Annotated in this window: 23 protein-coding genes; 11 read left to right on the top strand and 12 right to left on the bottom strand. The window is 64.4% G+C overall.

What is annotated here, in order from left to right; all coding sequences use genetic code 11:
• Positions 1-6 precede the first annotated feature (6 nt).
• From BLW71_RS36355 to BLW71_RS36365, 3 genes are all read right to left on the bottom strand, one after another.
• Positions 7-534 (bottom strand): GNAT family N-acetyltransferase, encoded by a 528-nt coding sequence (locus BLW71_RS36355; protein WP_091808328.1) that lies wholly within the window; start codon positions 532-534, stop codon positions 7-9.
• 6 nt (positions 535-540) lie between these two features.
• Positions 541-1,113 (bottom strand): helix-turn-helix domain-containing protein, encoded by a 573-nt coding sequence (locus BLW71_RS36360; protein ID WP_091808331.1) that lies wholly within the window; start codon positions 1,111-1,113, stop codon positions 541-543.
• Positions 1,114-1,217: 104 nt separating this feature from the next.
• Positions 1,218-1,790: a lipocalin family protein gene (locus BLW71_RS36365; protein WP_091808333.1), complete on the bottom strand. Its 573-nt coding sequence runs from the start codon at positions 1,788-1,790 to the stop codon at positions 1,218-1,220.
• Between the two features lie 205 nt (positions 1,791-1,995).
• On the opposite strand from BLW71_RS36365, the gene BLW71_RS36370 reads away from it, so the two are divergent.
• On the top strand, positions 1,996-2,700 hold the full coding sequence (locus BLW71_RS36370) for a YceH family protein (RefSeq protein ID WP_091808336.1): 705 nt from the start codon (positions 1,996-1,998) through the stop codon (positions 2,698-2,700).
• 3 nt (positions 2,701-2,703) lie between these two features.
• Here the strand turns inward: BLW71_RS36370 and BLW71_RS36375 are convergent, their stop codons facing one another.
• The 6 genes from BLW71_RS36375 to BLW71_RS36400 all read right to left on the bottom strand — a co-directional run bounded on the left by BLW71_RS36375 (position 2,704) and on the right by BLW71_RS36400 (position 9,121).
• The gene (locus BLW71_RS36375) at positions 2,704-3,222 is read right to left on the bottom strand and encodes an SLATT domain-containing protein (RefSeq protein WP_091808339.1); all 519 of its coding nucleotides are present in this window, start codon (positions 3,220-3,222) and stop codon (positions 2,704-2,706) included.
• Between the two features lie 104 nt (positions 3,223-3,326).
• A complete protein-coding gene (locus tag BLW71_RS36380; protein WP_091808342.1) occupies positions 3,327-4,592 on the bottom strand; it encodes an acyl-CoA dehydrogenase family protein in 1,266 nt (421 codons plus the stop codon).
• Positions 4,593-4,738: 146 nt separating this feature from the next.
• Positions 4,739-5,644 (bottom strand): ABC transporter permease, encoded by a 906-nt coding sequence (locus tag BLW71_RS36385; RefSeq protein WP_091808345.1) that lies wholly within the window; start codon positions 5,642-5,644, stop codon positions 4,739-4,741.
• Positions 5,645-5,646: 2 nt separating this feature from the next.
• Complete coding sequence (locus BLW71_RS36390; RefSeq protein WP_091808347.1) at positions 5,647-6,561, bottom strand: ABC transporter permease; 915 nt, start codon at positions 6,559-6,561, stop codon at positions 5,647-5,649.
• A 104-nt stretch (positions 6,562-6,665) separates the two neighbouring features.
• Positions 6,666-7,961 carry an ABC transporter substrate-binding protein gene (locus BLW71_RS36395; RefSeq protein ID WP_091808349.1) on the bottom strand — a complete coding sequence of 432 codons (1,296 nt, stop codon included), beginning with the start codon at positions 7,959-7,961 and terminating at the stop codon, positions 6,666-6,668.
• Between the two features lie 101 nt (positions 7,962-8,062).
• Positions 8,063-9,121, bottom strand: a complete 1,059-nt coding sequence (locus BLW71_RS36400; protein ID WP_091808351.1) for an ABC transporter ATP-binding protein — start codon at positions 9,119-9,121, stop codon at positions 8,063-8,065.
• Between the two features lie 316 nt (positions 9,122-9,437).
• On the opposite strand from BLW71_RS36400, the gene BLW71_RS36405 reads away from it, so the two are divergent.
• Genes BLW71_RS36405 through BLW71_RS36415 form a run of 3 tightly spaced genes read left to right on the top strand, consistent with a single transcriptional unit; the run spans position 9,438 to position 11,734 of the window.
• Entirely contained in the window at positions 9,438-10,403 is a 966-nt protein-coding gene (locus BLW71_RS36405) for a polysaccharide deacetylase family protein (protein WP_091808353.1), read from the top strand.
• Positions 10,400-11,134 (top strand): GntR family transcriptional regulator, encoded by a 735-nt coding sequence (locus BLW71_RS36410; RefSeq protein WP_091808356.1) that lies wholly within the window; start codon positions 10,400-10,402, stop codon positions 11,132-11,134. Before BLW71_RS36405 ends, BLW71_RS36410 begins: the two co-directional genes overlap by 4 nt.
• A 9-nt stretch (positions 11,135-11,143) precedes the next feature.
• Positions 11,144-11,734: a flavin reductase family protein gene (locus tag BLW71_RS36415; RefSeq protein ID WP_091808358.1), complete on the top strand. Its 591-nt coding sequence runs from the start codon at positions 11,144-11,146 to the stop codon at positions 11,732-11,734.
• Between the two features lie 49 nt (positions 11,735-11,783).
• Here the strand turns inward: BLW71_RS36415 and BLW71_RS36420 are convergent, their stop codons facing one another.
• Genes BLW71_RS36420 through BLW71_RS36430 form a run of 3 tightly spaced genes read right to left on the bottom strand, consistent with a single transcriptional unit; the run spans position 11,784 to position 15,371 of the window.
• Positions 11,784-13,370 carry a gamma-glutamyltransferase family protein gene (locus BLW71_RS36420; protein WP_091808362.1) on the bottom strand — a complete coding sequence of 529 codons (1,587 nt, stop codon included), beginning with the start codon at positions 13,368-13,370 and terminating at the stop codon, positions 11,784-11,786.
• A gap of 10 nt (positions 13,371-13,380) precedes the next feature.
• Positions 13,381-14,574 carry an amidase gene (locus BLW71_RS36425; RefSeq protein WP_091808364.1) on the bottom strand — a complete coding sequence of 398 codons (1,194 nt, stop codon included), beginning with the start codon at positions 14,572-14,574 and terminating at the stop codon, positions 13,381-13,383.
• Positions 14,571-15,371 carry a cysteine hydrolase family protein gene (locus BLW71_RS36430; RefSeq protein WP_091808367.1) on the bottom strand — a complete coding sequence of 267 codons (801 nt, stop codon included), beginning with the start codon at positions 15,369-15,371 and terminating at the stop codon, positions 14,571-14,573. Before BLW71_RS36430 ends, BLW71_RS36425 begins: the two co-directional genes overlap by 4 nt.
• Positions 15,372-15,579: 208 nt before the next feature.
• Between BLW71_RS36430 and BLW71_RS36435 the strand changes: the two genes are divergently transcribed.
• From BLW71_RS36435 to BLW71_RS36465, 7 genes are all read left to right on the top strand, one after another.
• A complete protein-coding gene (locus BLW71_RS36435; RefSeq protein WP_091809315.1) occupies positions 15,580-16,557 on the top strand; it encodes a BMP family protein in 978 nt (325 codons plus the stop codon).
• A gap of 1 nt (position 16,558) precedes the next feature.
• The gene (locus BLW71_RS36440; protein ID WP_502686850.1) at positions 16,559-18,223 is read left to right on the top strand and encodes an ABC transporter ATP-binding protein; all 1,665 of its coding nucleotides are present in this window, start codon (positions 16,559-16,561) and stop codon (positions 18,221-18,223) included.
• The gene (locus BLW71_RS36445; protein WP_091808369.1) at positions 18,220-19,320 is read left to right on the top strand and encodes an ABC transporter permease; all 1,101 of its coding nucleotides are present in this window, start codon (positions 18,220-18,222) and stop codon (positions 19,318-19,320) included. The genes BLW71_RS36440 and BLW71_RS36445 overlap by 4 nt, the downstream gene beginning before the upstream one ends.
• Positions 19,317-20,234, top strand: coding sequence for an ABC transporter permease (locus BLW71_RS36450; RefSeq protein WP_091808371.1), 918 nt, complete (start codon positions 19,317-19,319; stop codon positions 20,232-20,234). The genes BLW71_RS36445 and BLW71_RS36450 overlap by 4 nt, the downstream gene beginning before the upstream one ends.
• Positions 20,235-20,315: 81 nt before the next feature.
• On the top strand, positions 20,316-21,059 hold the full coding sequence (locus BLW71_RS36455) for a TetR/AcrR family transcriptional regulator (RefSeq protein ID WP_091808374.1): 744 nt from the start codon (positions 20,316-20,318) through the stop codon (positions 21,057-21,059).
• A 218-nt stretch (positions 21,060-21,277) separates the two neighbouring features.
• Positions 21,278-23,137, top strand: coding sequence for an allophanate hydrolase (gene atzF / locus BLW71_RS36460; RefSeq protein WP_091808375.1), 1,860 nt, complete (start codon positions 21,278-21,280; stop codon positions 23,135-23,137).
• Between the two features lie 49 nt (positions 23,138-23,186).
• Complete coding sequence (locus BLW71_RS36465) at positions 23,187-24,284, top strand: BMP family ABC transporter substrate-binding protein (protein WP_091808378.1); 1,098 nt, start codon at positions 23,187-23,189, stop codon at positions 24,282-24,284.
• The last annotated feature ends 44 nt before the right edge of the window (positions 24,285-24,328 follow it).

Consider the following 24,328-nt stretch of genomic DNA (forward strand, 5'->3'; position numbering starts at 1 on the left):
CTTCGCTCATAGCGCCTTGTACATGATGGTGGTCGAGTCGAACTCATGGGTGTGCGTGCCACGCGCGTATCCCGGGATCACACCTGCTGTCCGATAACCCAGTGCGGTATAGAGCGGCTCGGCGTGGTCGCCGGTGCGGGTGTCGAGCGTGAGCAGGCTGCGCTGCAATCCATGCGCATGGCGTTCGAGTTCCGTCATCAGCGCCCGCGCAATGCCCTGACGGCGGAACGCCGGATGGACCAGCAGTTTGCGCACCTCGGCGCGATGCCGCTGATTCGGCATCGTGTCGTAATCCAGTTGCACGGTGCCCGCAATCGCTTCGCCCTGACGCGCGACCAGCAGCACGAGGCCGCCGGCACGCAACGAAGGCAGCACTTTGATGCGCCAGAACGCCTCGCACTCGTCGGCGCCACACGGCATCACGAAGCCGACGCTGGCCCCGTCATGCACGCAGGCGCCCAGCAGCGCGCCGAGTTCAGGGAGATGACGCACGAGGTCGTCGGCGGAGAAAGGGGTGAGGGTGGTCGCGCTCATGCTGGCTCACACGATGAACAGAAGATAGCGGGCCGCGCTGTGCGCGGGCGTCACGAAAGCGCTGGGGCCGAACAGTTGGTAGCGCAGGCAGTCGCCGGGTTGCAGGTCGTGGCGCTGGCCGTCCACGGTGATCTGCAACTGCCCTTCCAGCAGGATCAGATGATGTTCGAGGCCGGGCCGCGGCGACGCGTCGTAGGTAATGCGCACGCCGGCGTCGAGTTCGCATTCCAGCGCCTCGCCGCTCAACGCCTGCGCGGGTGGCGACACGGAACGCCGCCGGAAGCCGATGCTGGCGTCGGTCCAGAGCGGCTGGGCGTCGCGCGGCACGAGCGGCGCGAAATCTTCCTCGACCATGTGCATGAGGCGCGACATGGGCAGGCCGTAAGCCACGCAGAGTTTGCCGAGCACGCTCGCCGTGGGGCTGACGGCGGCGTTTTCGAGGCGCGAGAGGGTTGCGCGGCTCACGCCGCTCAGTTTCGCAAGATCGTCGAGCGACCAGTTGCGCTCGGCGCGCAGCGCCCGCAGCCGCTGGGCGATACGGCGGTCGATGGCGTTGTCGTCGGAGAGTGGGGTTTCCATATTCGGGAAAATATCTCGAATATGGAAATCGGTCAATGAGGACAAAAATCGGATCTGTCCGGCTGACGCGGACCAACCGTCCGATAGCCGGCCAGGAGCGCGACTTACTCGTGCCTCGTCATACGCAGCATCGACGTGTCGTAACCCAGCGCGCGAACCCGCTCGATCAGCGCGTCTTTCACGCTCGTAGCCGGCGTGGCCTCACGCGTCAGGATCCACAGATAACGTCCGCTCGGCTCGCCGACGATCGACCAGCTATAGTCGTCCGCGTGATCCAGCACCCAGTAGTCGCCGAAGAAGAACGGGCCGAAGAACGACACTTTCAGCTTGGCATTGCCCGAGTCGGCGACCACCTTCGCGCGCCCCTTCGCGACGTCCAGCGGACCGTTCACCGCGCCTTGGTGGCAACTGTTGACCACGTCGATCAGGCCGTCGTCGCGCGTGGCGTACTCAGCGGTGACGGCTTCGCAATCGCGCTCAAAGCGGTTTTCATAGCGCGCCAGTTCATACCATCGGCCGAGATAGCGGCTCAGGTCCACGGGCTTCGCGGGCTCGGGCACGTGCGCGTTGCCGCTCTTGCCGGCCGGGCTGAGCGCGCACGCGCCAAGCAGGCAGACTGCGCCGACCACGAGTGAAATGGCGCTCAGGCGCAGGACCGGTTGACGGCGTAGGGGCATTGATCGACTCCATTAGCAAAGGATGTTCTGTGACAGCACGCCACGTGCCAGACGGCCGCGTGCGCGCCCGGCCGTGGCGGAGATGGGTACACCTTCGCGGCCGTGGCCGTTTATCATAGTGCCCACCAACCAGAAAGCGCCGCCCGGCTGTGCAACGGTAAGGCAACATCCACGAGACCCGGCGGCTCATGCCGCGACATCATCCATGAATTCCACTCCCGACACTTCTTCCCGCCCTTCGATCCGCGCGTTGACCCTGCTTGAAGGACGCGTACTCGGCGTGCTCGTCGAAAAGCAGCACACGGTGCCGGACAGCTATCCGCTTTCGCTCAACGCGCTGACCTTGGGCTGCAATCAGAAGACCGGCCGCGCGCCGGTCATGAACGCCACCGAAGCCGAGGTGCTGACCGCCGTCGACGGCTTGAAACGGTTGAGCCTCGTGATGGAGGGCAGCAGCAGCCGCGTGCCGCGCTTCGAACACAACATGAATCGCGTGCTGGGTTTGCCGAGCCAGTCGGCGGCGCTGCTCACCACCTTGCTGCTGCGCGGCCCGCAAACCGCCGCCGAATTGCGGCTCAATAGCGCGCGTCTGCATGGCTTTGCCGATATCTCGTCGGTCGAGGCGTTTCTCGACGAACTCGCGGCCAACGACCCGCCACGGGTCGTGAAACTCGCGCGCACGCCGGGCGAGCGCGAGAACCGCTGGACACATTTACTGTGCGGCGAAGTGAGTGCGAGCGAGCTGGCGCAGCCAGGCGCCGAAGACGACGCCGTGCCGCTGTCCGCGTTCGAGGCGGTCAAGGCCGAACAGAAGCGCCTTGCCGACGAAGTGAGCCGGTTGCAGGCCGTGGTGCGCCGTATGGCGGCGGAGCTGGGTATTGATGCCGGGGATCTTACGGCCGGCGAATGAGGCTCACGCGTCGCGGCTGCGCGGCGTATCCGCGGAGAGCGTGCGTTGGGTGCGATAAAAGACGCGCGGCGGCACGTTGGGCGAGTCTTCGGCGAGCCGGTCGAGTTCGTCGCGGATCGCGGTGAGATAGTGGCCGTCACGCGCATCGGCGTCGCCCGCAAAGACCGCTTCGAGCCTGCGACGCACCGCGCCATAGCGCGCGCCGGCGGCGCGATGCTTCTCGGCGCGTTCGGCGTAGCGCAGGAAGGTTTGCAGCGCGGAGGCGACCGCGGCCGCCACGCTCACGAAGCCGATAAAAATCTTCAGTTCCGGCGAGACGGCGGACGCGTGCAGGGACGCAAACACAGCCGTTCCCACGAAAGCGGTCAACGCGGTGGCAAGCCAGCCGACCTGGCGGTCACGCGCCGATAGCAGATCCGCCATGTCGTAGTGGCTCATCTGGGATTCGCGCGCACGTCGAATCCACTTCAGCAGAAGCTGGTTTTCGTCGACCGGAGGCTCGTAGGCAGGCAGGTTCTTCATGTCGCTCGTCAGGGCAGTTCGGTTGCGCAAGCTTAGCGCATGCGCCTGACGACACTGTGCCACAGGAAGGCGGCGAGCCGCACCCGGCGGCCGGCTGGCCGTGTTTATGCCGCTGCCGCTATCTCCGTCTGCCGCGCCACTCCGAAGCGCTCGTTATGCGCGTTGCCATTCAGGTAGAAGTCACCAATCGCGGCCTCGCGAATGATCGCCGGATTGTGCGACGCCAGCACGCGCGCGTTGCGCCAGTAGCGATCGAAGCGGCGCGTCTCGCTGGTGGCCGATGCGCCGCCCACTTCGAACAGCAGCGTCGCCGCTTGCAAGGTCTGCTCGATGACGATCTGCTGCGCCTGGAAAGTCTGGATGTCGAGGTGAATGTAAGTCTGTTCGTCGGCACGGCCTTCCTCGCGCGCGACGGAGACTTCATCGATGGCGCGCGCGAGCGACGTGCTGATGCTTTGCGTCGAATAAGCGAGGCTCGCAAGCCGGCCGACCACGCGCTGCACGAGCGGATTGTCGCGCGGACTCGACGCGCCCGGCACGCCGAAGGTTCGGGTTTTGGTCTGCGTGAACGCGACCGCATCGCGCAGCGCCGCGCGGCTGATGCCCGCGAGGTTCGCGACATGCAGCGCCTGATAGTAAGCCGTGAGCAGGCTGTTGCGACGCGGTTCGGCGGCGTTATAGCGGCGGTAGAGGTTATCGGGCGAGACCGGCACCTGCGTGAAGCGCGCCGTGCCGCTGCCGGTGAGGCGCTGCCCGAAGCCGTCCCAATCGTCGATACGTTCGAGGCCCGGCGCGTCGGATTCGACGAGCACGCGCAGGTCGCTCGAACCGTCGTGCGCGGTGACGTCGACCCAGTCGGCGTACAGCGTGCCGGTGGTGTAGTACTTCTCGCCGTCGAGATGCCATGCGCCATTGGTCTGCGTCAGACGCACGCTGTTGTTGGTGACGCCCGTGCGCTCGGACACCGCGCCGCCGACAATCTGACCTTGCGCCACCCGCGTAAGCCAACGCTCACGCAGCGATTCGTCGCCGTTTTCCAGCAGCGCTTCGATAAAGCCGCCATGCACGCGCAGGATTTGCGGCAGATTCGAGTCCGCCTCGCCGAGACGCGTGACCAGCGCGAAGAATTGCGTGAGCGAGATGCCTTCGCCGCCGTATTTTTTGGGCACGCGCAGCCGCGTGTAGCCCGCTTCACGCAGCCATTCCACCGGCGCGTAAGCGAGTTCGCGCTGTTGCTCGCGCTCGACCGCGCCTTCCGCGATACGGGCGAAGACGGGAGCGAAGCGGCGCGTCAGCGGATCGTCGCCGAAGAGTTGTGCGGCATCGGCGATGCTGTGGTCAGCGTGGGTTGGCGATTCGACTGCGGACATGGGTTCTCCGAAACGAGGCGCGCGTGAGGCGCAATCAGAGAACGGTAAGGGACGGGGCGGGTGCGAGCAACGAAGTATTTGGCCGATTCTTAGCAGCGGGAGTGAAATGCTTGCCGGTCAGCGCCTGGAATCGGCGGAGAACGCGCCTATTGCAATCCCGCCACCGCGCGCCTGCGCGCCAGCAATCGCACGGCGAGCAGGCACACGCCCATCACCGTTAGCGACAACACCGTCGTCATGGTGCCCAGCGCGTAGATCACTGGTGTGGTCACCGACGTGGTGAGACCCTGAAGCTCGAGCGGCAAGGTGTTCTGATCGCCGATCGCCTGCGAGGTGCGGGCAATCTCGTCCCATGAGAGCGTGAAGCCGAACATGGCCACGCCCACCACCGAGGGGCCGATGATCGGCAGCACCACGTGCCGGAAACTCTGCCACGGCGTCGCGCCGAGATCGCGGGATGCTTCTTCGTAAGCCGGATTGAAGCGGTTGAACACCGCGAACATGACCAGCAAACCGAACGGCAGCGTCCACGTGAGATGCGCGCTGAGCGCGGATGTGAAGAGGCCCATCGAGGTGGTGTAGGTATCGACGAAAGACTGATAGCCCCAGGCCGTTGCCAGGTACTTCACGCCGTTATCGAGCAGGCGGAACGTTAGACCGATGCCGAGCGAAACGATAATGGACGGCATGATCAGGCTCGCCACGGAAACATAGAACACTGCCGTATCGCCGCGAAATTTTCGACGAAAGGCGAGGCCCGCCGCGACGGAGAACAGCACCGTCAGCACCGTGACAGCTACGGCTAACCGCACGGAGCGCCCGAACGCGGACCAGATATCCACATCGCCCACGCCGTCGCGCAGCACGGAGAACCAGTGCAGCGACACGCCGCGCATGGGAAACGTGAGGCCGCCTTCCGGACCCTGAAACGACAGGATGAAAATGGTGATCACCGGTCCGTACAGGAACAGCACGAACAGGCCGAACAGGAGCGCCAGCCAATAGAAACTCGCCGGGCGGCGCTCGCGATGTTTGAGGGCATTGACCTGCATCTTCACAGCTCCTTGCGGATGTCGACGACCCGCGTCAAACCCCACACGATCATCAGCACCACGGCGAGCAAGATGATTGCATTGGCCGCCGCGGCGGGAAATTGCAGGTAGCCGGTCTGCACCTGAATGATCTTGCCTACCGAGGCGATCTGCTGGCCGCCCATCACGCCGACGGTCAGAAAATCGCCCATCACGATCGTAATCACGAAGATCGAGCCGATCACAATGCCGGTTTTCGACAGCGGCAGCACCACGTCGCGCACCACTTGCCAGCCGCTCGCGCCGGCGTCGCGCGCGGCTTCGAGCAGCGACCGGTCGATCCGCATCATCGCGTTGAAGATCGGCACGATCATGAAGAACGTGTAGAGGTGAACGAACGTGAGCACTACCGAAAAGTTCGAATACAGCAGCCATTCCAGCGGCTGATCGATCAGATGCGCGCCGAGCAGCGCCTGATTGACGAGACCGTTGCGGCCGAGCAGCGGCATCCATGAAATCATGCGGATCACGTTCGAGGTCCAGAACGGAATCGTGCAGACGAGGAACAGCACGGTCTGCATGCTCGTGGTGCGCACATGAAAGGCGAGAAAGTAGGCGATGGAAAAACCCAGCAGCAAGGTCACCGCCCACACGATCGCGCAGAACTTGAGCGTCGACCAGTACGTCTTGAAGGTGACGCACAGGTCCGTCATCGACGAACAACCGTTGAAGATCGCCGCGTAGTTCTTCAGCGTGAACGCGGGAATGATCTGGTATTCGTTGAAGTCCCAGAAGCTGACGATCAGCGTGATGACCAGCGGCACGATAAAAAACAGCAGGAAGGTCAGCGAGAGCGGCGTCGCCTGCAACCATGCCGGCGCGCGGCGATGTTTGACGGGCGCGTCCTGCGCGTGCGAGGGAAGGTCGATCGTTGCCATGGGCGTATTTCTAAGGAGTGACTGTGCGTGCGGATAGCGGATGAGAACCGGCGCGGCGGGCGCCGGCTCTCATGCCCGATCGCGGCTTCGACCACGGTGGTCGGTCAAGCCGCGATGAACTCGTTCCACTTCTGGACCATATAAATGTTCTCGTCCATCACCGCGTTCCAGCACGCAATCGCGCCCATGCGCTGGTTGTACGAGCCGCCGTCACGCACGGTGCCGGCTTTTTCGAGCAATTGGCCGTCCGGCGCCTTGATGTCCTGCGCGGCCGCCTTGCCTTCGATCCAGTAGTCCCACTCGTAAGGCTGCATGTGCGTCTTCGCGGTTTCGAGCACGCCCGAGTAATAGCCCTGACGCATCAGATAGGCGCCCGCCCAGCCGTCCTGGAACCAGTTGACGAATTCGTACGCCGCATCGAGCTTCTTGCCTTGCAGCGAACGCGGGAAGCCGAAGCCCGAGGCCCACGAACGATAGCCTTCCTTGAGCGGCTGGAATTTGCAGGCGATACCCATGGTGCGGACTTTCGTCACGGCCGGCGACCACATGGACTGGATCACGACTTCGCCCGAGGCCATCAGGTTCACGCTTTCGTTGAAGTCCTTCCAGAACGCGCGGAACTGGCCGGCGCGTTTCGCTTCGATCAGGATCTTGATGGTCTGATCGATTTCGGCCTTGGTCATGTTGCCTTTGTCGCCGTATTTCACGTGACCCATCGCCTCGATCGCCATGGCCGAATCCATGATGCCGATCGCGGGAATGTTCAGCAGCGCCGCCTTGCCCTTGAACTGCGGATTGAGTAGTTCGGCCCAACTGTCGATAGGCCGCTTGATCAGGTCGGGGCGAATGCCGAGCGTATCGGCGTTGTACGTGGTGGGAATCAGCGTCATCCACTCGGTCGGCGTGGCGGAGAATTCGGTGGAGCGCGGGCCGGTGAGGAACATCACCTTCTTCGGCGCGGTGCCCTGATCGCCGATCTTCTTGCCGTTGACTTCACCGCGCGTGAGCACTGGCGTGATCTTGTCGGCAAGCTTGATACGCTTCGCGTCCATGCCGGCCAGCGTGCCGGCCGGAATCAGCTTCTTCAGCGCGAAATATTCGGTGTCGACAATGTCGAACGAGTTGGGCTGCGTGATGATGCGCTTGGCGACGTCGTCGGTGGTCACCGGCACGTATTGAATCTCGATGCCGGTGTCTTCCTTGAATTTCTTCGCGATGTCGGCGCTCTGATTGACCGCCGTGCCGAGGTAACGCAACGTGATTTTTTCCTGCGCGTGCACGTACGGAAAACCGGCAATACCGGCTGCCGCCACCGCGCCCTTGATGAACGTGCGGCGCGACAGGCCTTTTTCCTTCCCATCCGTTGCGGCCGGTGCCGGGCTCTCGTTCGTTTCACTCATTGCTTTCTCCTCAGTTGACGTTCGATTGACGTTCGGTTTTAGCTTGCTGGAACGCTTATGCGCGGCGATGTCATGCCGCTTCAATGCGAAAACTTCACTACTCAGGCCGCGAGCGGATGCGCGTCCTGTTCGTTCCACCAGACCACCACGCGGGCATCGGGACCGAGCCGCGCCGGATCGTAATCACCGTCGCTCACGAGCGAGATCAACTCGGGCGAACCGTCGAGCGGGTCGAGCGTCATGCGCAGATGCGTGCCCTGATACTCGGCTTCGCGCACCGTGCACGGCACGCCGCCAATGCGCGTCATGCCGTTGTCGCCGCTCGCGTTCTGCACCGGCGTGATGCCATGCGGCACGACGCGCAGGTGATCGGCACGCACGGTAAACAACCGGCCATTGGTTTTGAAGACGTTGTGGCCGCCGAGAAAGCGCGCCACGAATTCGGTGCGCGGATGGTTGAAGACTTCATGCGGCGTGCCGCTTTGCTCGATACGGCCGTGACTCATCACCACGACCAGATCGGCGAGCGCCATGGCTTCTTCCTGCGAATGCGTGACGTGCACGAACGTAATGCCGAGTTCTTTCTGCCAGCGCTTGAGTTCGGCGCGCATCTGCACACGCAGGAACGGGTCGAGTGCGGAGAGCGGTTCGTCGAGCAACAGGCAGCCTGGCTGGTTGAGCAACGCACGGGCGAGCGCGACACGCTGCTGCTGGCCGCCGGAGAGTTGGGCCGGTTTGCGTTCGGCATACGCCGACATGGCGACCAGTTCCAGCAGCTCGGCGGCGCGCTTGCGCCGCACATCTTTGGCGATGCCGCGCATCTTCAGGCTGAACGCGACGTTATCGAGCGCGCTCAGGTGCGGGAACAGCGCATAGTTCTGGAACACCATGGCCGTGCCGCGAGCAGCCGGCTCCGCGCGCGTGACGTTGCGGCCGGCGATCAGAACGTCACCTTCGGTGACGGATTCATGCCCGGCGATCATGCGCAAGGTCGAGGTCTTGCCGCAGCCCGACGGTCCGAGCAGGCAGCAGTACTGGCCGCCTGCAATGCGCAGATCGATTGCGTCGACGGCAAGCGAGTCGCCGTATTGCTTCGACACGTGCACCAGTTCGATATCGGCGGCTTTGGTTTCGAGCACCGTTGAAACAGGCTGAATCATGAAAAGGTGTCCTCGTGAACGGCGAAGAGCAGGGGCGCACGAAAGCTGAAGCGGCGCCTGAACGAAACCAGCCAAATGCAAGACATGTGCCATCCGTTGCATCGAGTGGTTCGCTGATTGCCGACACAGCTGTACGCTTAACGTCTACGAGTTGGCTCACATATTGCAAACGATCCGCAGTGTCGATCGTTAGCGATCCAAGTGAATTTTCTTGCGCGATCACGGTGCGTCTTCGGTCCGTCTCGGGGCATGAATCGGCCAATCCGGTTCATGCGTGACGCAACCGGTCGCGTTTCATCACCCACGGCTTCTTCACATGAACGACACACGGAACATGCCTGCAGCAGAGAACCGCGCGCGTCAGTTGCTCGCCACGCACGGCCGCTTTGCGTACCGGCCGATCACCGACAGCGACGCGTTCCGCTGGCCTGGCGACACCGGGCTCGCGGTCTATCTGGGCTTCAACATCGAACACTTTGCGTTTGGCGAGGGGCTCGGCGCGGCGCTCGGCCCGATCTCGCCGCAACCGGATGTGCTCAACCATAGCTGGCGTGAATACGGCAATCGCGTCGGCGCGTGGCGCTGCATCGAACTGTTCGATCAGCTCGATCTGCCGGCCGGTACGCTGATCAACACCGCGCTTTACGATCACTGTCCTGAGCTGATCGAAGCCTGTGTGGCGCGCGGCGACGAACTGATCGGCCACGGCCACACGAACGCGCACCGGCAGAGCGATCTGGACGAGAACGGCGAACGCGAGCTGCTTCTTCATTGCCGCGAACGGATCGTCGAAGTGTCGGGCACGACACCGCACGGCTGGCTTTCGCCGTGGATTTCAGAGTCGCATCTGACGCCCGATCTGCTCGCCGAGACCGGCTACCGCTACACGCTGAACTGGTGTCACGACGACCGTCCGGTACGGATGGCCACGCGCGGCGAGCCGCTGTGGTCGATTCCGTATCCGCAGGAACTGAACGATTTGCCGATGATAGTAGGCCGCCATATGGATGGCCGCGCGTTCGCCGACATGATCATCGACCAGTTCGACGAGATGCTGGAACAGGCCAATCGCGGCACGCAGCCTCAGGCGCTCGTGATGGGCATTGCGCTGCATCCGTATCTGGTGGGGCAGCCGTATCGCTTGCGGCATTTGCGGCGCGCGCTTCAGCATATCGCCGCGGCACGCACACGAGGCGACGTGTGGATCACCACGCCGGGTGCGATCGCGGATCATATGGACCAACTGGAGCGGGACGGCGTCGTGCGCCCGGCGATTGCATGAACGCAAAAGCCGGCGCGGCCACCGCGAAACAATCCCGCAAGGACGATGCGGATCTCGACGCGCGCATCTATCAGTCGATTTTCGACGGCGTGCTGAATCATCGGCTGACGCCGGGCACGAAACTGCCCGAGCCCGAGTTGTGCCAACTGTTCGGCGTGGGCCGCGCGGTCGTGCGGCGCGTGCTGGAAAAGCTCGCTTATGACGGTATCGTCGTATTGCGGCCGAACAAGGGGGCGGTGATCGCCGAGCCCACGCCCGAGGAAACCCGCGAGATCTTCGAAGCGCGGCGTTCCGTCGAACGGATGCTGGTCGAACTGGCCGTGCAGCGCGCGAACGCGACGGACATCAAGGCGTTGCGCGAGCAGCTCGCGAGCGAACATGAAGCGATGCACCGCTTCGACCAGCCTTCATGGGCGAGGCTCGCCAGTGGCTTTCATATGCGCATCGCCGCGCTGGCGGGCAATTCGATTCTGCAAAACTATCTGAAAGAACTGGTCTCGCGCTGCTCGCTGATCGTGGGTGTGTATGAACCGCCGGGGCATGCGCCGTGCGAACACGCCGAGCATGCGGCGATTGTCGATTGCATCGAGGCGCGCGATGCGGCCGGCGCGATAGCGCATATGGAAGCGCATTTGCGTGACATCGAAGAACGGATCGAAACCTCGCGGATGCGCGGCGAAAAGAGCCTCGGCCAGTTGCTCGGCATTACCGCATCCGTCACTCCTAACTAGGCAGCCGATATGGAAATCGATTTCGAAGCGATCACCGAATATCAGCGTTACAAGCTGATGGCGAGTCTGATCGTGCCGCGTCCGATCGCGCTCGTCACCACGCTCGGTGCCGACGGCACGATCAACGCCGCGCCGTTCTCGATGTTCAACATGCTCGGCGAGGAACCGCCGATCGTGATGATCAGCATCAACCGCGTGGCGGACGGCACACTCAAGGACACGGCGGTGAATATCGGGCGTACCGGCGAGTTCGTGGTGCATCTCGCGGACGAAGCCATCGCGGACAAAATGCATCGCTGCGGAGAAAGGCTGCCGCCGAACGTGAGCGAGCTGACCGCGATCGGCTTGACGCCGCTGCCGAGTTCGCACGTCGCGCCGCCGCGCATTGCGGAAGCACCCGTCGCGTTCGAGTGCACGATCTGGGAGACGCTGGAGACAACCAGCCGGCAGATTTTCATCGGACGCGTGCACCGGTTGCACGCGCGCGACGAGTTGATCGACACGGAAACGTGGCGCGTGCGTTTGCAACACTACTTTCCGGTTGGGCGTTTCGGTGCGAGCGACTATGTGACGACGCGGGACCGCTTCACGCTCGGGTGACGCAGCGGCGTTCATCGCATAGCCCACATCACGTTGCATCATTGCGGCATCACACCGCCAGCGCTCGCCCGTCGCTGCGCGGATCATGCGCACCCGAAGCCGACCCGTCCGCCTCGATGCGAATCACGCCCGGATGCCCCGCCAACGGACTCTGCGCCGCGATCGCGCTCACTTCATGACCCCGCGCGGCGAGCGCCGCGAACACGTTGGCGCCGGCGTCCGCTTCGAGCTTCAACGCATCGCGAGTGTCGGAGAAGGTTTTGCCGAGCAGAAAGCGCGGGCGGGCGAGGGCGGTCAGCGGGTCCATGCCGTAGTCGATCAGTCGCGTGAGAATGGCGGCCAGCGTTTGCGGTTGACCGTCCGCGCCTTGCGTGCCGAATAGCAGTTGAGGGCGGCCGTCCTTTACATACATGCCGGGATTCAGCGTATGGAAGGGCCGCTTGCCCGGCTGCACGGCGTTGTGATGCGCGGGGTTCGTGCTGAACGACGCGCCGCGGTTGTGCCACAGAATGCCGGTATCGCCCGCCACCACGCCGCTGCCCCAATCGAAGTACACCGTTTGCAGCACGCTCACGCTGCGGCCTTCGCGATCCGTTGCGCCGATGAACACCGTATCGCCCGGGCGAAATACGTGTGGCCATGCACGCGCTTCACGCAGGTTGATGGAGTGTGCGTGAGCGTCGAGCGTGGCGGGCGAGAGCATCTCGTCGACCGGCACGAAGTTGAACTCCGGATCGCAGACGAACCGATCGCGATCCATGAATGCGCGTTTGACCGCTTCCACCAGCAGGTGATAGTAATCAGCGCTGCCTTCCGGAATCGATCCAAGATCGAAGCGCTCCAGCGTGCCCATGATCTGCAAGGTCGTCACGCCTTGCGTGGGCGGCTGCATGCTCACCAGTTCGCCGCCGCGGTAGGCGACACGCAACGGTGCTTCATTGCGCGCGTGCGTGCGGGCAAGGTCGCTCGAACTGAGCGGCGAACCGGCTTGCCGGAGGCCATCGGCAATCCGTTCAGCCAACTCGCCTTCGTAAAATTCGCGTGCGCCGAAACGCGCAATCCGGTCGATGCTTTTCGCCAGCGCCGGTTGCACGAAGCGCTCGTCGATGGCGGGAATATGGCCGTGCGGCGCGAAGGTCGCGGCGAAGCCGGGCAACGCATGCAATTCGTCGGCGCGCATGCTCTGCCAGAAATGCTGCGACGGCGTGACCGGAAAGCCGTCGGCGGCCAGTTCGTGCGCGCGCTCGAACAGTGACGACCACGACTGCTGGCCGCCCCACGCGCTTTGGCTGATCTCGAAGGCTTGCTGCCACGTATCGACAGTCGCGGCCGTGGTGATCGCCGACGCGGCCCCGCGCAGCGGAATCGCTTCGTTGTACGCGGGCAGTTGCGCCGCGGCCTGGCCGATGCCCGATACCGTGCGCAACATGCCTTGCCGGTCGCCAATCACCCAGAAGGCGTCGCCGCCGAGCCCGGTGAAATGCGGATACGTCACGCACAGTGCGGCGCCGATGGCGATGGCGGCTTCAATGGCGTTGCCGCCCGCGCGCAGGACGTCGCGGCCTGCTTCGCTGGCCAATGCATGAGGGCTGGTGACCATGCCGCCGTGCGTGCCGGCAGGTTTCTGATTGTGCATCGAGGCTCCGCTACTGAGAGTTCGCCGAAGCGTGTCGCGAGTATAGATCGCGCGCGAGGGTCAGCAACGCGCGATCGCTGCCGCGCGCGCCGATCAGGGAGAGTGCGAGCGGCCGGTCGATTTCGTCGGTGAAAGGAAGGGTGATTTGCGGTAGACCGCCGGATGCGGCGATCGAGTTCATCGTGAGCGAGTCCTCGTAGAAGCGGCCAATGGCGTCGCTCGTCGCGTCCTTGGGTAACAGCGCAACGGGTGTGGTGGGCATCACCAGTACAGTATGTTCGGTTTCGAAAAGCGCCTCCAGCAGACTGCGCAATTCGCGCAGAACCGCGCGCCATGACTCGGCCTGTTGCCCGTCGAGCGTGTCGAGCCGTGCGAATCGCGGCGCGATGGAAGGGCCGAAGCGCGGCCGCGCCGAGCGAATCCAGTCGCCGAGCGAAACGTCGATTTCAAGGTCTTGCACGGCCTGATAGCATGCAAGCCAACGGGCTTCTTCACCGGCGAACACATCAAGCGATGTGCGCGCGCCGAGCGATTGCGCGAGCGTGGTGAGTCGCGCCGCGTCGTCGGGTTCATTGCGCGCGCGTGCAGCGAAAGCTTCGGCGACACGCGTGAGACACATTGGGCTTGCCGAAGCGCTAGCAGCGGACGGCGCCGCCGGCAACAACACATCGCCCACCGCCGCCAATACGTCGATCGAGCGCGCGAACCAGCCCACGGTATCGAAGCACGGCGCGAACGGCAGCACGCCTTCGAGCGAAATCGCGTCGTGACTCGGCCGCATGCCGAACAGGCCGCAGAACGCGGCGGGCACGCGCACCGAGCCGCCGGTATCGGTGCCCAAGGCAAACTCCACGTCGCCGCTCGCCACCGCCGAAGCCGATCCACTCGACGACCCGCCCGGCAACGCATGCGGCCAACGCGGATTGAGTGGCGTACCGTAGTGATCGTTTTCGCCTTCGAGGCTATAGGCGAGTTCGTCTGTGATCGTCTTGCCGTCGAGCGTCGCGCCGGCCGCCAATAGCGCATCCACGCAGGGCGCGTGAGCGCGCGCCGCCACGTGGCTCGCGAGCCAGTCGGGATTGCCGCCGCCGGTCGTCACGCCGGCGACGTCGATCAGATCCTTCACCGCGAAACGCTGGCCGTTCAGCGGCCCGGTTGCCGTCGCGGCCACCTGCGTGCGCGGACCGGGAATAAACGCGTTCATGCGGCATCCGCCAGTGCGGCGACGATCCGCGCCGAATCGGTAACGAAGCCAAAGCACTTCTTCACGTTCCAGATCGTCGCTTCGGTGCAGAAGTCCGGCGACGACGTCGCGCAGCAGTCCTCCACCAGCACGCAGCCATAGCCAAGAAAATTGGCGTCGGTCAGCGAATGCAGCACGCACTGATCGGTGTTCACGCCCGCGAACATCACCGTGCGAATGCCGAGATTGCGCAGGATGCTATCGAGCGGCGTGTCCCAGAACCCGCTGATCCGATACTTGTCCACCCGGATGTCTTCGGGGAGCGGCGCGAGTTCATCCACCACCGCCGCGGCCCATGAATCCTTTTCGAGCACGTGCGAGCCATTGCTCGCGAGCGGTTCGCCGAGGCCGGTGCCGGTGCCCTTCGGCTTATATAGATGCAACTGGTTGGGCGGCATGTTGGCGAGGTCGGGCCGGTTGCCCCAATTGACCCAGATGACCGGCACGCCGCTTTTGCGCAGCGCCGGCAACAGGCGCTGCAATGGTGCAATGGGCGTGCGGTCGACGGCGAAATCGCCCCCAATCTGGGCAACCCATCCTCCGTTGGTGCAGAAGTCGTTCTGCATGTCGATCACGATAATGGCCGTGCTGCGCAGATCGATACGAACGTTTTGCGGCTCGCACGGCAGCGTCGCGACGACCGGTTCGGGCGCGGGTAACGACATGTCGACGAGCGTTTCGCTGGCTGCCCAGCGCGGCCGGCCGTCGCGGCCCAACTGACCGGAAACGCTTGTGCCGTATGCGTCGTGCTGTTTCATCGAAAGTTCTCCATCGGGTTTCGATCGCTATAGAAAAGGTGTTGCGTGAGCGCTGCCACGCGCTGTTCGCGCGGCGTCCGGATCGCTCTATCGGGCAGGTTCAAACGAAGCCGGCATGCCGCAAAATCTGTCGCATGGCATCGAAGTTGCATTGGTTTCGTTCATGAATAACCTACTTACCCAAACCAAACGCAAGAGGAATGCCAGAATGTCGATCGCCAAGCTCAAAACTCTCGCGACCTGTGTCGTCGCGCTCGCCGCATCCACCAGTGCGATGCATGCGGTGGCGGCCGATCCGCTGCGGGTCGGCGTGCTGATTCCCGGTTCCAAGTCGGATAAAGGCTGGATGGAATCCGGCTACGACGGACTGGTTGCCGCGCAGAAGGAACTCGGCCCGAAACTGAAGACGCAGATGATCGAGAACATCAACTACGCCGACATGGAGCAGGCGTTGACCAACCTCGCTTCGAAGAACCAGTTGGTGATCGGCGTGGGCGGGCAGACGCAGGCCTCGGTGCTGAAGATCGCGAAGCGCTTTCCCAATGTGAAGTTCGCGATCGTGGGCGGCAACAAAGGGCAGGACATGCCGCCGAACGTGGCGGGCTATGACGTCAAGCAGGCCGAGATCGCCTACGTGGCCGGCGCGGCTGCGGCGATGCTGTCGAAGAACGGCGCGGTGAGTTACGTGGGCGGCATGGAGATTCCGTCCATCGTCAACGCCGGCAAGGAATTCGGCAACGGCGCGCGCTCGATCAATCCGAAGATCAAATACTTCGAGAGCTATACCGGCGACTTCGACAACGTCTCGAAGGCCAAGGAAGCGACGCTCGCGGCGATCTCGCAAGGCGCGGACGTCCACTATCACATTCTCAATCTCGGCTTGCGCGGCATGGAGCAGGCGGCCAATGAAAAGCACACGCACGTGATCGGCAGCTATACCGACCGCTGCGGCACGGACCCGCTGTATATCGCGTATTCGATCACGGGCGTCGGCTATCAGGTGCAATACGCGATCGACCAGATGGCGGCCGGCACCTGGCAGCCGGGCTATAAGGCGTTCGGCCTCGCCATGGGACCGAAGGCGTCGGGCATGGTGGTGTGCAAGCCGACCCCGGAGATGTCGACGAAGATCAAACAGATCGAAAAGGACATCGAAAGCGGCAAGATCAAGGTTTCCGAAGGCTGACATGGACGCGACTTCCGCTTCTGACCACGCAGCGGCCACCATGAATGCCGGCGCGAATGTGGGCCACGGCCGGCCGCGCGCGGCGGTGTTGCGCATGGACGGCATCGTCAAACGCTTCGGCGCATTTCAGGCGTTGAGCGATGTCTCGCTCGAACTCTTCGCCGGCGAAGTGCATTGCCTGCTGGGCGAAAACGGCGCCGGCAAATCGACGCTGTGCAATGTGATGTTCGGCGTGCATCAGCCCGACGCGGGCGCGATGTGGCTCGACGGTGCGCCGTATGAACCGCACAGTCCGCGCGATGCGCTGACGCACGGCATCGCGATGGTGCATCAGCACTTCAGCCTCGTCGAAGACGTGAGCGTGCTCGATAACCTGCTGCTCGGGCAGGTGCGCGGCTGGCTCGATCGCAAGCGCGAGGCGCAGCGGGTGCGCGCGTTGGTGGCGGAACTCGGGCTCGCGCTGGATCCGGATGCGCGTGTTGCGGAACTGTCCGTGGGAGAAAAGCAGCGCGTCGAGATCGTCAAATGTCTGATTCGCGAGCCGCGTCTGCTGGTGCTGGATGAGCCGACCGCCGTGCTGCTGCCGGCCGAGATCGACGCGTTGCTCGATACCTGCGCGCGGGTCGTGGCGCGCGGTTGCGCGGTCGTGCTGGTGACGCACAAGCTGGCCGAAATCCGCCGTATCGCGGACCGTGCGACGGTGTTGCAGAGCGGCCGCGTGGTGGCCCGTTCGAGCACGCCATCCGCGGACGTGGACGCGCTCGTGCGGGCGATGATCCAACGTCCGGGGAATGCGGAGCAGGACGCGGCTGCGGGAGCGGGAGCCAATGCCAATGCGAGTTCGAGTGCAAGCGCGACGCCACCTCCCGCAACCCGCAGCGCGTCCCCCTACGGCCGTCCGCTCGCCGACGAAGCCTTGCAGGTCGACGGCCTCACGGTGCGCGATGCCGACGGCGTGACGCGTCTCGAAGACTGCACGCTGGTGGTCAACCGTGGCGAGATCGTCGGCATTGCGGGCGTGGAAGGCAACGGCCAGAGCGAACTCGGCGCGGTGCTGGCCGGCATGCAGAAGGCGAGTGCGGGGCGCTTCTTCGTGCAGGGCGCCGACTGCACCCAGGCCGCGCCGCAGACGTTGACGAAGGCGGGCGTCGGCGTGGTGCCGGAAGACCGTCACGCGGTCGGCTGCGTGCCCGACATGAGCCTCACCGAGAATCTCTTTCTCAACCGGCTCGACGACTACGCGCGGCACGGCTTCATGCGGCGTCGCGCGATGCGGCGCGATGCTCGCGCCTTGATGCAGCGTTTCGATGTGCGCGCCGCGAGTCCCGATGTCGCGTTTCGCGGCCTCTCGGGCGGCAATCAGCAGAAAGCGGTGCTGGCGCGCGAACTCACGCTCGACGGACTCGCCGTGCTGATTGCCGCGCAGCCCACGCGCGGGCTCGATGTCGGCGCGGTGGCGGCGGTCTACGACCATATTCGCGCGGCACGCGACGAAGGCGTCGGCGTGCTGCTGATCTCGTCCGAACTCGACGAACTGATGGCGGTGGCGGACCGCGTCCTCGTCATGTATCGCGGCCGCATCATGGGCACCTGTGTGCCGGATGCGTCGCAACTCAATCTTCAACGCGAGCGCATTGGCGCATGGATGGCAGGCCAGACAGCATGACTCCGACGACCTCATTGAGTTCTTTTCCTCGCGCGGCATGGCGCGGCTCGCGGCGCCTGAGAACCGCGCTGGTGCTCGGCGGCGCGGCGCTCGTCGCGATTGTCGCGGCGCTGGCGCTGATCGCGATCGTCCACGTGCCGCTCGGCGACGCGTTGGCCGCGTTCGCCGACGGCGCGTGGGGCTCGCCCTACGCGATCGGCGCATCGATCAATCGCAGCCTCGTGTTCGCGCTGGTCGGCAGCGGCTTCGTGCTCGCCAATCGCGCGCAATTGACCAATGTCGGCGGCGAAGGGCAGATCGCGATGGGCGGCATCGCCGCGACCGCGGTCAGTCTGTATGGTCATGTCGCGCACCTGCCGTTCGGTCTCGCGTTCATCGTGCCGATGCTCGCGGCCGCGCTGGCGGGCGCCGCATGGGGCGCGCTGCCCGGCTGGCTGAAAGCCCGTGCCGGCACCAACGAGGTGATCAGCACGCTGCTGCTCACGTTCATAGCCGTATGGTTTCTCTACGGGTGCGTGCAATCGGAAGCGCTGCTGCGCCAGCCGATGAGCAACGCGGCCACGCTCCCCGAATCGCTGGATATTCCCGATTCGACCAAACTGCCTTTGCTCGCGAGCGCAACCTCGACCGGGCTCAATATCGGCTTGCCGATCACGCTCGTGTTATGCATCGCGGTGGCGCTCGTGCTGGGGTATAGCCGTTTCGGCATGCATCTGCGCGCGGTCGGCCTGAACGCGCTGGCCGCGCGCCGCGCCGGCATGCCGATCACGTCGACCATCGTCGGCGCATTGGCGCTCGCCGGCGCGCTCGGCGGTCTGGCCGGTGCGTTGATGCTGCAAGGCGACCAGTACTCGCTGAAGGCGGGTTTTTCGTCGGGCTATGGCTTCGACGGCCTCGTGGTCGGTCTGCTCGCGCGCGGCTCGATTACCGGCGTCTGCGCGGCGGCGCTGCTATTCGGCTTCATGCGCTCGGGCGGCATCAATATGGAAATGGTCGCATCGGTGCCGTCGGCGCTGGTGCTGGTGGTGCAGGGCATCGTGATCGTCGCGCTGGCGGGCGGTTCGTTGTGGCTCGAACCCAAGGGAGCACGCTCATGAACGCGGAATTCGCGGCGGTTTTCGTCGGCTCGTCGATTCGCTTCGCGGCGCCGTTGATGCTCGCATCGACCGGCGAGCTGATCAGCGAGCGCGCCGGCGTGCTCAACATGAGCGTGGAGGGCATGATGCTCTCGGGCGCGTTTCTCGGCGCGGCGGGCGCATGGGCGACCGGCAATGCGGCGCTCGGGCTCGCGATCGGCATGCTCGGCGTGCTGCCGATCGCCTTGCTGCAGGCGTTCCTGAGCGTGACGTTGCGCGCCAATCAGATCGTGACCGGCATCGGCATCAATATCCTTGCGCTCGGCGCGACCACGCTCGCGTACCGCGAGTTGTTCGGCGAGCGTTCGAGCGCGGTGATTCCTGGGCTCGCGCGCTGGTCGCCACCGGGACTCGGCGCGATTCCCGTGATCGGCGAGCCGGTGTTTCATCAGGTATGGCTCGTCTATCTCGGCCTTGCGATTCTGCTCGCGACTTCGCTCGTCATGCGGCGCACTGCGCTCGGTGTCGCGCTGCATGCGGTCGGCGCGGCGCCAAGATCGGTCGATCAGTCGGGGCTTTCGGTGACGCGGCTGCGCTATGGCGCGGTGCTGTTTTCCGGCGTGATGTCGGGTGCGGCGGGCTGCTTCATTTCGATCGGCGATATTCACACCTTCACCGAAGGCATGACGAGCGGCGCGGGCTATCTGGCGATTGCCGCGATCATCTTCGGCAACTGGAAGATTGGCCGCACGGTGGGCGCCTGTTTGCTGTTCGGCGCCGCGAGCGCGTTGCAGTTCCAGTTGCCGCTGATCGGCGTGCACGTGCCGACCGCGCTGCTGGTCATGCTGCCTTATCTGCTCGCGCTGATCGCGGTGGCCGGGCTGATCGGCCGGCAAACCGCGCCGCTCGCGCTGACCCAGCCGTTCCGTCGCTGAGGCCGCGCTTACAATGCGGGAGTCGCGCATTCCGCCGCATCCTCTTGACGCCATCACGCCGCCGCCAGGCTTTCGACTCTTATGACACGTGCTTCAGCCCGATCGACTTCCGCTGCATCCGCCGCCGGTTCAACGGCACCCACGACCCAGCGTCAGAAGCTCGCGGCGGCGACCCGTCAGCGCATCTTCAGGATCGCGATCGCCGAGTTCTCGGACAAAGGCTTAAGCGGCGCGCGGGTCGAGACGATCGCGAGCCGCTCGAAGGTCAATATCCGGATGATCTATCACTACTTCGGCGGCAAGGAAGCGCTCTATCTGGAAGTGCTCGAATTCGTGCTGGCGCGGCTGCGCGAAGCGGAGCTCAAGCTCAAACTGGATGTCGATCGCATCGATCCCGTCACGGCCATCGTGCAGCTTTACGATTTCATCGAAGGACACTTCGCGGCGCATCCCGAGTTGGCCAAGCTGCTCTCGTTCGAGAACCTGAACCGCGCCCGCGTGATGAAGCGTTCGAGCGCGATTCCGGAAATGTCGTCGCCGGTGTTGGCGCTGCTGCGCACGGTGATCGCGCGCGGCGAGGACGACGGCTCGCTGCGCCGGGGCATGGACCCGCTGCATCTGTATGTGGCGCTCGTTAGTCTGTGTTCGTTCCACAAGTCGAACGCTTATACGTTGTCGCGCATCTTCAACACCGACATGCTCGCGACGCAGTGGCAGGAAGATCACAAAGCCCAGGCGCATGAGATGGTGCGCGCATTCGTGATGGCCGGCGCGTCGCATCCGGCGTTGCCGCTGCGCGCGCGGGCGCAAATCCAGGGCGCGTGAGCCCCGAGTTGGGGAGCGCTGCACCATCGGCAGCGTGGCCGGCGGTGTCCGCGTAAGCGTAGCGGCCGTTGGACCCGGAATGGCCAAGGCCCGACTGGCTTGGGTTTGAAGCCGTTTTCCACCGCCTGCCGAGCACTTGGCATAGCTCCTGCTAATTTGAGTCCAAACTTGTATTCAAGATTGAACTCAAGGACAGACAGGTGCCTATTTCTTCACCCATGACGGTCAAAGGTCTGCTGGCGGCATACGCGGCAGGCAGCCTCACACCGACTGAAACCGTAAGCTCGGCGCTGGCGCAAATCGACGCGATCGACCGCCCGGAAGTCTGGATTCTGCGCGTGCCCGCAGCCGACGTGCAGGCCCGCGCAGCCGCGCTCGAAGCGCTATATGAAGCGCAGGGCGGTGACGTGTTCCGGCAAATGCCGCTGTTCGGCGTGCCGTTCGCGGTCAAGGACAACATCGACGTGGCCGGCTTGCCGACCACGGCCGCTTGCGAACCGTTCGCCTATACGCCGGACGCGTCGGCGTTCGCCGTGCAGCGTCTCCTCGACGCCGGCGCCATTCTGATCGGCAAGACCAATCTCGATCAGTTCGCCACCGGTCTCGTGGGTACGCGTTCGCCGTATGGCGCCGTGCGCAATGCCGAGGCGCCGCTGCGCGTATCGGGCGGATCGAGTTCGGGCTCGGCGGTGTCGGTGGCGGCGGGCTGTGTGGCCTTTTCGCTCGGCACCGACACGGCCGGCTCGGGCCGCGTGCCGGCCGGCTTCAACGGGCTCGTCGGACTGAAGCCCTCGCTGGGGCTGGTCAGCAAACGCGGCGTGGTGCCCGCGTGCCGCAGCCTCGACACGCTCTCCGTCTTCGCGCACGACGTGGACGACGCCTGGCGGGTGCTTGGCGAAATCGCCTGCTTCGATTCGCTCGACGGTTATTCGCGCAAGGTGCCAGGCCTTGGCCTGCTGCGCTCGGCGCCCCGCATCGGCGTGCCGGAACAACTGGAGTTCTATGGCGACGCAGTAGCGAAGGAGGCGTTCTCAGGCGCTCTCGACACGCTCACCACGCGCCTTTATCTAACCACCCAACCGATCGATTTCGAGCCGCTCAAATCCGTCTCCGCCTTGCTATACGACGGCCCGTGGGTTGCGGAACGGCGCGCGGCGCTCGGCACGTTCTTCGCGACCCATCACGAAGCGATCGATCCGGTCGTGGCCAAAGTGATTGGCAAAGCCGAGCAGTTCACCGCCGCCGATGCCTTCAACGGCCAGTATGCGCTGGCCGATCTGAAGCGCCACGCCGAAGCGCTCTTCGACACGATCGACATTCTCATCGTGCCCACCACGCCGACGCATCCGTTGATTGCCGACGTGCAGGCCAATCCTGTCGAATTGAACAGCCAGCTCGGCTACTACACCAACTTCGTCAACCTGCTCGACCTGTGCGCGCTGGCCGTGCCGTGCCGGCGGCGCAGCGACGGTCTGCCGGCCGGCGTCACGCTGATCGCGCCGAGCGGCGCGGACCGGCGGCTCGCCGAGCTTGGCGCGCGGATTCAGGCGCTGTTCGCTAATGCAGCCGAGACCGCTGAATCCACCGAAGCCGCGGAACCCAGCGCAATGGCCGCGCTCATCCAGCCGCTGCCGTTCCAGGAACCGACGATCACGCTCGCGGTAGTCGGCGCGCATCTGCGTGGACAGCCGTTGAACTGGCAACTGCAGGAAGCCGGTGCGCGTTTCGTGAAAGCGACGCACACCGCACCCGGCTACAAGCTCTACGCGCTCGCCAACACCCAACCGCCGAAACCCGGTCTCGTCCGCGCGACGCCGCAGCAAGGCCAGCCGATTGCGATCGAGCTGTGGGAAGTGCCGCTGCGCACCTTCGGCAAATTCGTCGCCGACGTGCCCGCGCCGCTCGGCATCGGCACGCTGCAACTCGCGGATGGCGACAGCGTGAAAGGCTTCATCTGCGAGCCGTCGGCCGTCAGCGACGACAGCGGCGCACGCGACATCACTTCGTTCGGCGGCTGGCTCGCGTATCTCGCCAGCCTGAAGGTCGACCCGCGGGCCAACCCGCAGGCCACCCGCTAGGCCAACCCACGGCCAACGCTCTCTCACCCTCGATCAGGAATTGGACACCATGACAAGCCGCCGCAACTTCATCAAGAGCGCCAGTCTGCTGACGCTCGGCAATATTCTGCCCATCCAGTCGGTGTTCGCCGCGCCGAAGACCACCGTCGGCGTGATCTACGTCGGCGCGCGCGGCGACTACGGCTACAACCAGGCACAGGCGCAAGCCGCCGCGGTGATCAGGAAGATGCCCGACGTGAAGGTGGTGGAAGAAGAGAACGTGCCCGAAACCATCGCCGTGCAGAAGACCATGGAAGCGATGATCGAGCAGGACGGCGCGACGCTGATTTTTGCGACCTCGTTCGGCTACTTCGATCCGCACGTGCTGAAAATGGCGGCGAAGTATCCGAAGGTGCGATTCGCCCATTGCGGCGGTTTGTGGAAGCAGGGCAATCCGTCGAACATCACCAGCTACTTCGGCTATATCGACGAGTGCCAGTACCTGAACGGCGTGGTGGCCGGCCATATGACGAAGAGCAAGAAGCTCGGCTTCGTCGCGGCCAAGCCGATTCCGCAGGTGCTGCGCAATATCAATTCGTTCACGCTCGGCGCGCAGTCGGTCGATCCGTCGATCACCACGCAGGTGATTTTCACGGGCGACTGGTCGATGCCGGTGAAGGAAGCCGAAGCCACCAACAGTCTCGTCGATCAAGGTTGCGACGTGCTGACCTGTCACGTCGACGGTCCGAAGGTCGTGGTCGAGACCGCGGAAAAACGCGGCGCGATGAGCTGCGGCTACCACGCGAGCCAGGCCGCGCTCGCGCCCAAGGGTTATCTGACCGGCGCGGAGTGGGACTGGGCCACGCCGTACAAACAACTGGTGACGGGCGCGCAAGCCGGCACGCCGCAGCCCAACGTGCTGCGCGGCGGCTTGAAAGAGGGCTTCGTGAAGATGTCGCCGTACGGCGCGAAAGTCACGGCCGCGGCGAAGCAGAATGCCGACTCGATCAAATCCGGCATGGTGGCCGGCAATTTCGTGATCTTCAAAGGCCCGATGAAGGACAACAAGGGCGGCATGGCGATCGCCTCCGGCGCGAGCCACGCTCAGACCGACTACACGCTCGAAAGCATGAACTATCTGGTCGCGGGAGTCGTCGGCCAGATCTGATGGTCGCGCAGTGTGCGTGACGATGTTGGCGTCAATCGAGGAGC

Origin of the sequence: Burkholderia sp. WP9, assembly GCF_900104795.1 — a bacterium.
Taxonomy (GTDB): Bacteria; Pseudomonadota; Gammaproteobacteria; order Burkholderiales; family Burkholderiaceae; genus Paraburkholderia.

Bases quoted from the DNA above. Each gene is read 5' to 3' on its own strand.
- BLW71_RS36455 (WP_091808374.1), top strand. From the start codon at position 20,316: ATGACACGTGCTTCAGCCCGATCGACTTCCGCTGCATCCGCCGCCGGT.
- BLW71_RS36370 (WP_091808336.1), top strand. From the start codon at position 1,996: ATGAATTCCACTCCCGACACTTCTTCCCGCCCTTCGATCCGCGCGTTG.
- BLW71_RS36365 (WP_091808333.1), bottom strand. From the start codon at position 1,790: ATGCCCCTACGCCGTCAACCGGTCCTGCGCCTGAGCGCCATTTCACTC.
- BLW71_RS36410 (WP_091808356.1), top strand. From the start codon at position 10,400: ATGAACGCAAAAGCCGGCGCGGCCACCGCGAAACAATCCCGCAAGGAC.
- BLW71_RS36440 (WP_502686850.1), top strand. From the start codon at position 16,559: ATGGACGCGACTTCCGCTTCTGACCACGCAGCGGCCACCATGAATGCC.
- BLW71_RS36405 (WP_091808353.1), top strand. From the start codon at position 9,438: ATGAACGACACACGGAACATGCCTGCAGCAGAGAACCGCGCGCGTCAG.
- BLW71_RS36375 (WP_091808339.1), bottom strand. From the start codon at position 3,222: ATGAAGAACCTGCCTGCCTACGAGCCTCCGGTCGACGAAAACCAGCTT.
- BLW71_RS36395 (WP_091808349.1), bottom strand. From the start codon at position 7,961: ATGAGTGAAACGAACGAGAGCCCGGCACCGGCCGCAACGGATGGGAAG.
- BLW71_RS36435 (WP_091809315.1), top strand. From the start codon at position 15,580: ATGTCGATCGCCAAGCTCAAAACTCTCGCGACCTGTGTCGTCGCGCTC.
- BLW71_RS36355 (WP_091808328.1), bottom strand. From the start codon at position 534: ATGAGCGCGACCACCCTCACCCCTTTCTCCGCCGACGACCTCGTGCGT.
- BLW71_RS36450 (WP_091808371.1), top strand. From the start codon at position 19,317: ATGAACGCGGAATTCGCGGCGGTTTTCGTCGGCTCGTCGATTCGCTTC.
- BLW71_RS36445 (WP_091808369.1), top strand. From the start codon at position 18,220: ATGACTCCGACGACCTCATTGAGTTCTTTTCCTCGCGCGGCATGGCGC.
- BLW71_RS36360 (WP_091808331.1), bottom strand. From the start codon at position 1,113: ATGGAAACCCCACTCTCCGACGACAACGCCATCGACCGCCGTATCGCC.
- BLW71_RS36425 (WP_091808364.1), bottom strand. From the start codon at position 14,574: ATGAACGCGTTTATTCCCGGTCCGCGCACGCAGGTGGCCGCGACGGCA.
- BLW71_RS36385 (WP_091808345.1), bottom strand. From the start codon at position 5,644: ATGCAGGTCAATGCCCTCAAACATCGCGAGCGCCGCCCGGCGAGTTTC.
- BLW71_RS36400 (WP_091808351.1), bottom strand. From the start codon at position 9,121: ATGATTCAGCCTGTTTCAACGGTGCTCGAAACCAAAGCCGCCGATATC.
- BLW71_RS36465 (WP_091808378.1), top strand. From the start codon at position 23,187: ATGACAAGCCGCCGCAACTTCATCAAGAGCGCCAGTCTGCTGACGCTC.
- BLW71_RS36430 (WP_091808367.1), bottom strand. From the start codon at position 15,371: ATGAAACAGCACGACGCATACGGCACAAGCGTTTCCGGTCAGTTGGGC.
- BLW71_RS36380 (WP_091808342.1), bottom strand. From the start codon at position 4,592: ATGTCCGCAGTCGAATCGCCAACCCACGCTGACCACAGCATCGCCGAT.
- atzF (WP_091808375.1), top strand. From the start codon at position 21,278: ATGACGGTCAAAGGTCTGCTGGCGGCATACGCGGCAGGCAGCCTCACA.
- BLW71_RS36415 (WP_091808358.1), top strand. From the start codon at position 11,144: ATGGAAATCGATTTCGAAGCGATCACCGAATATCAGCGTTACAAGCTG.
- BLW71_RS36420 (WP_091808362.1), bottom strand. From the start codon at position 13,370: ATGCACAATCAGAAACCTGCCGGCACGCACGGCGGCATGGTCACCAGC.
- BLW71_RS36390 (WP_091808347.1), bottom strand. From the start codon at position 6,561: ATGGCAACGATCGACCTTCCCTCGCACGCGCAGGACGCGCCCGTCAAA.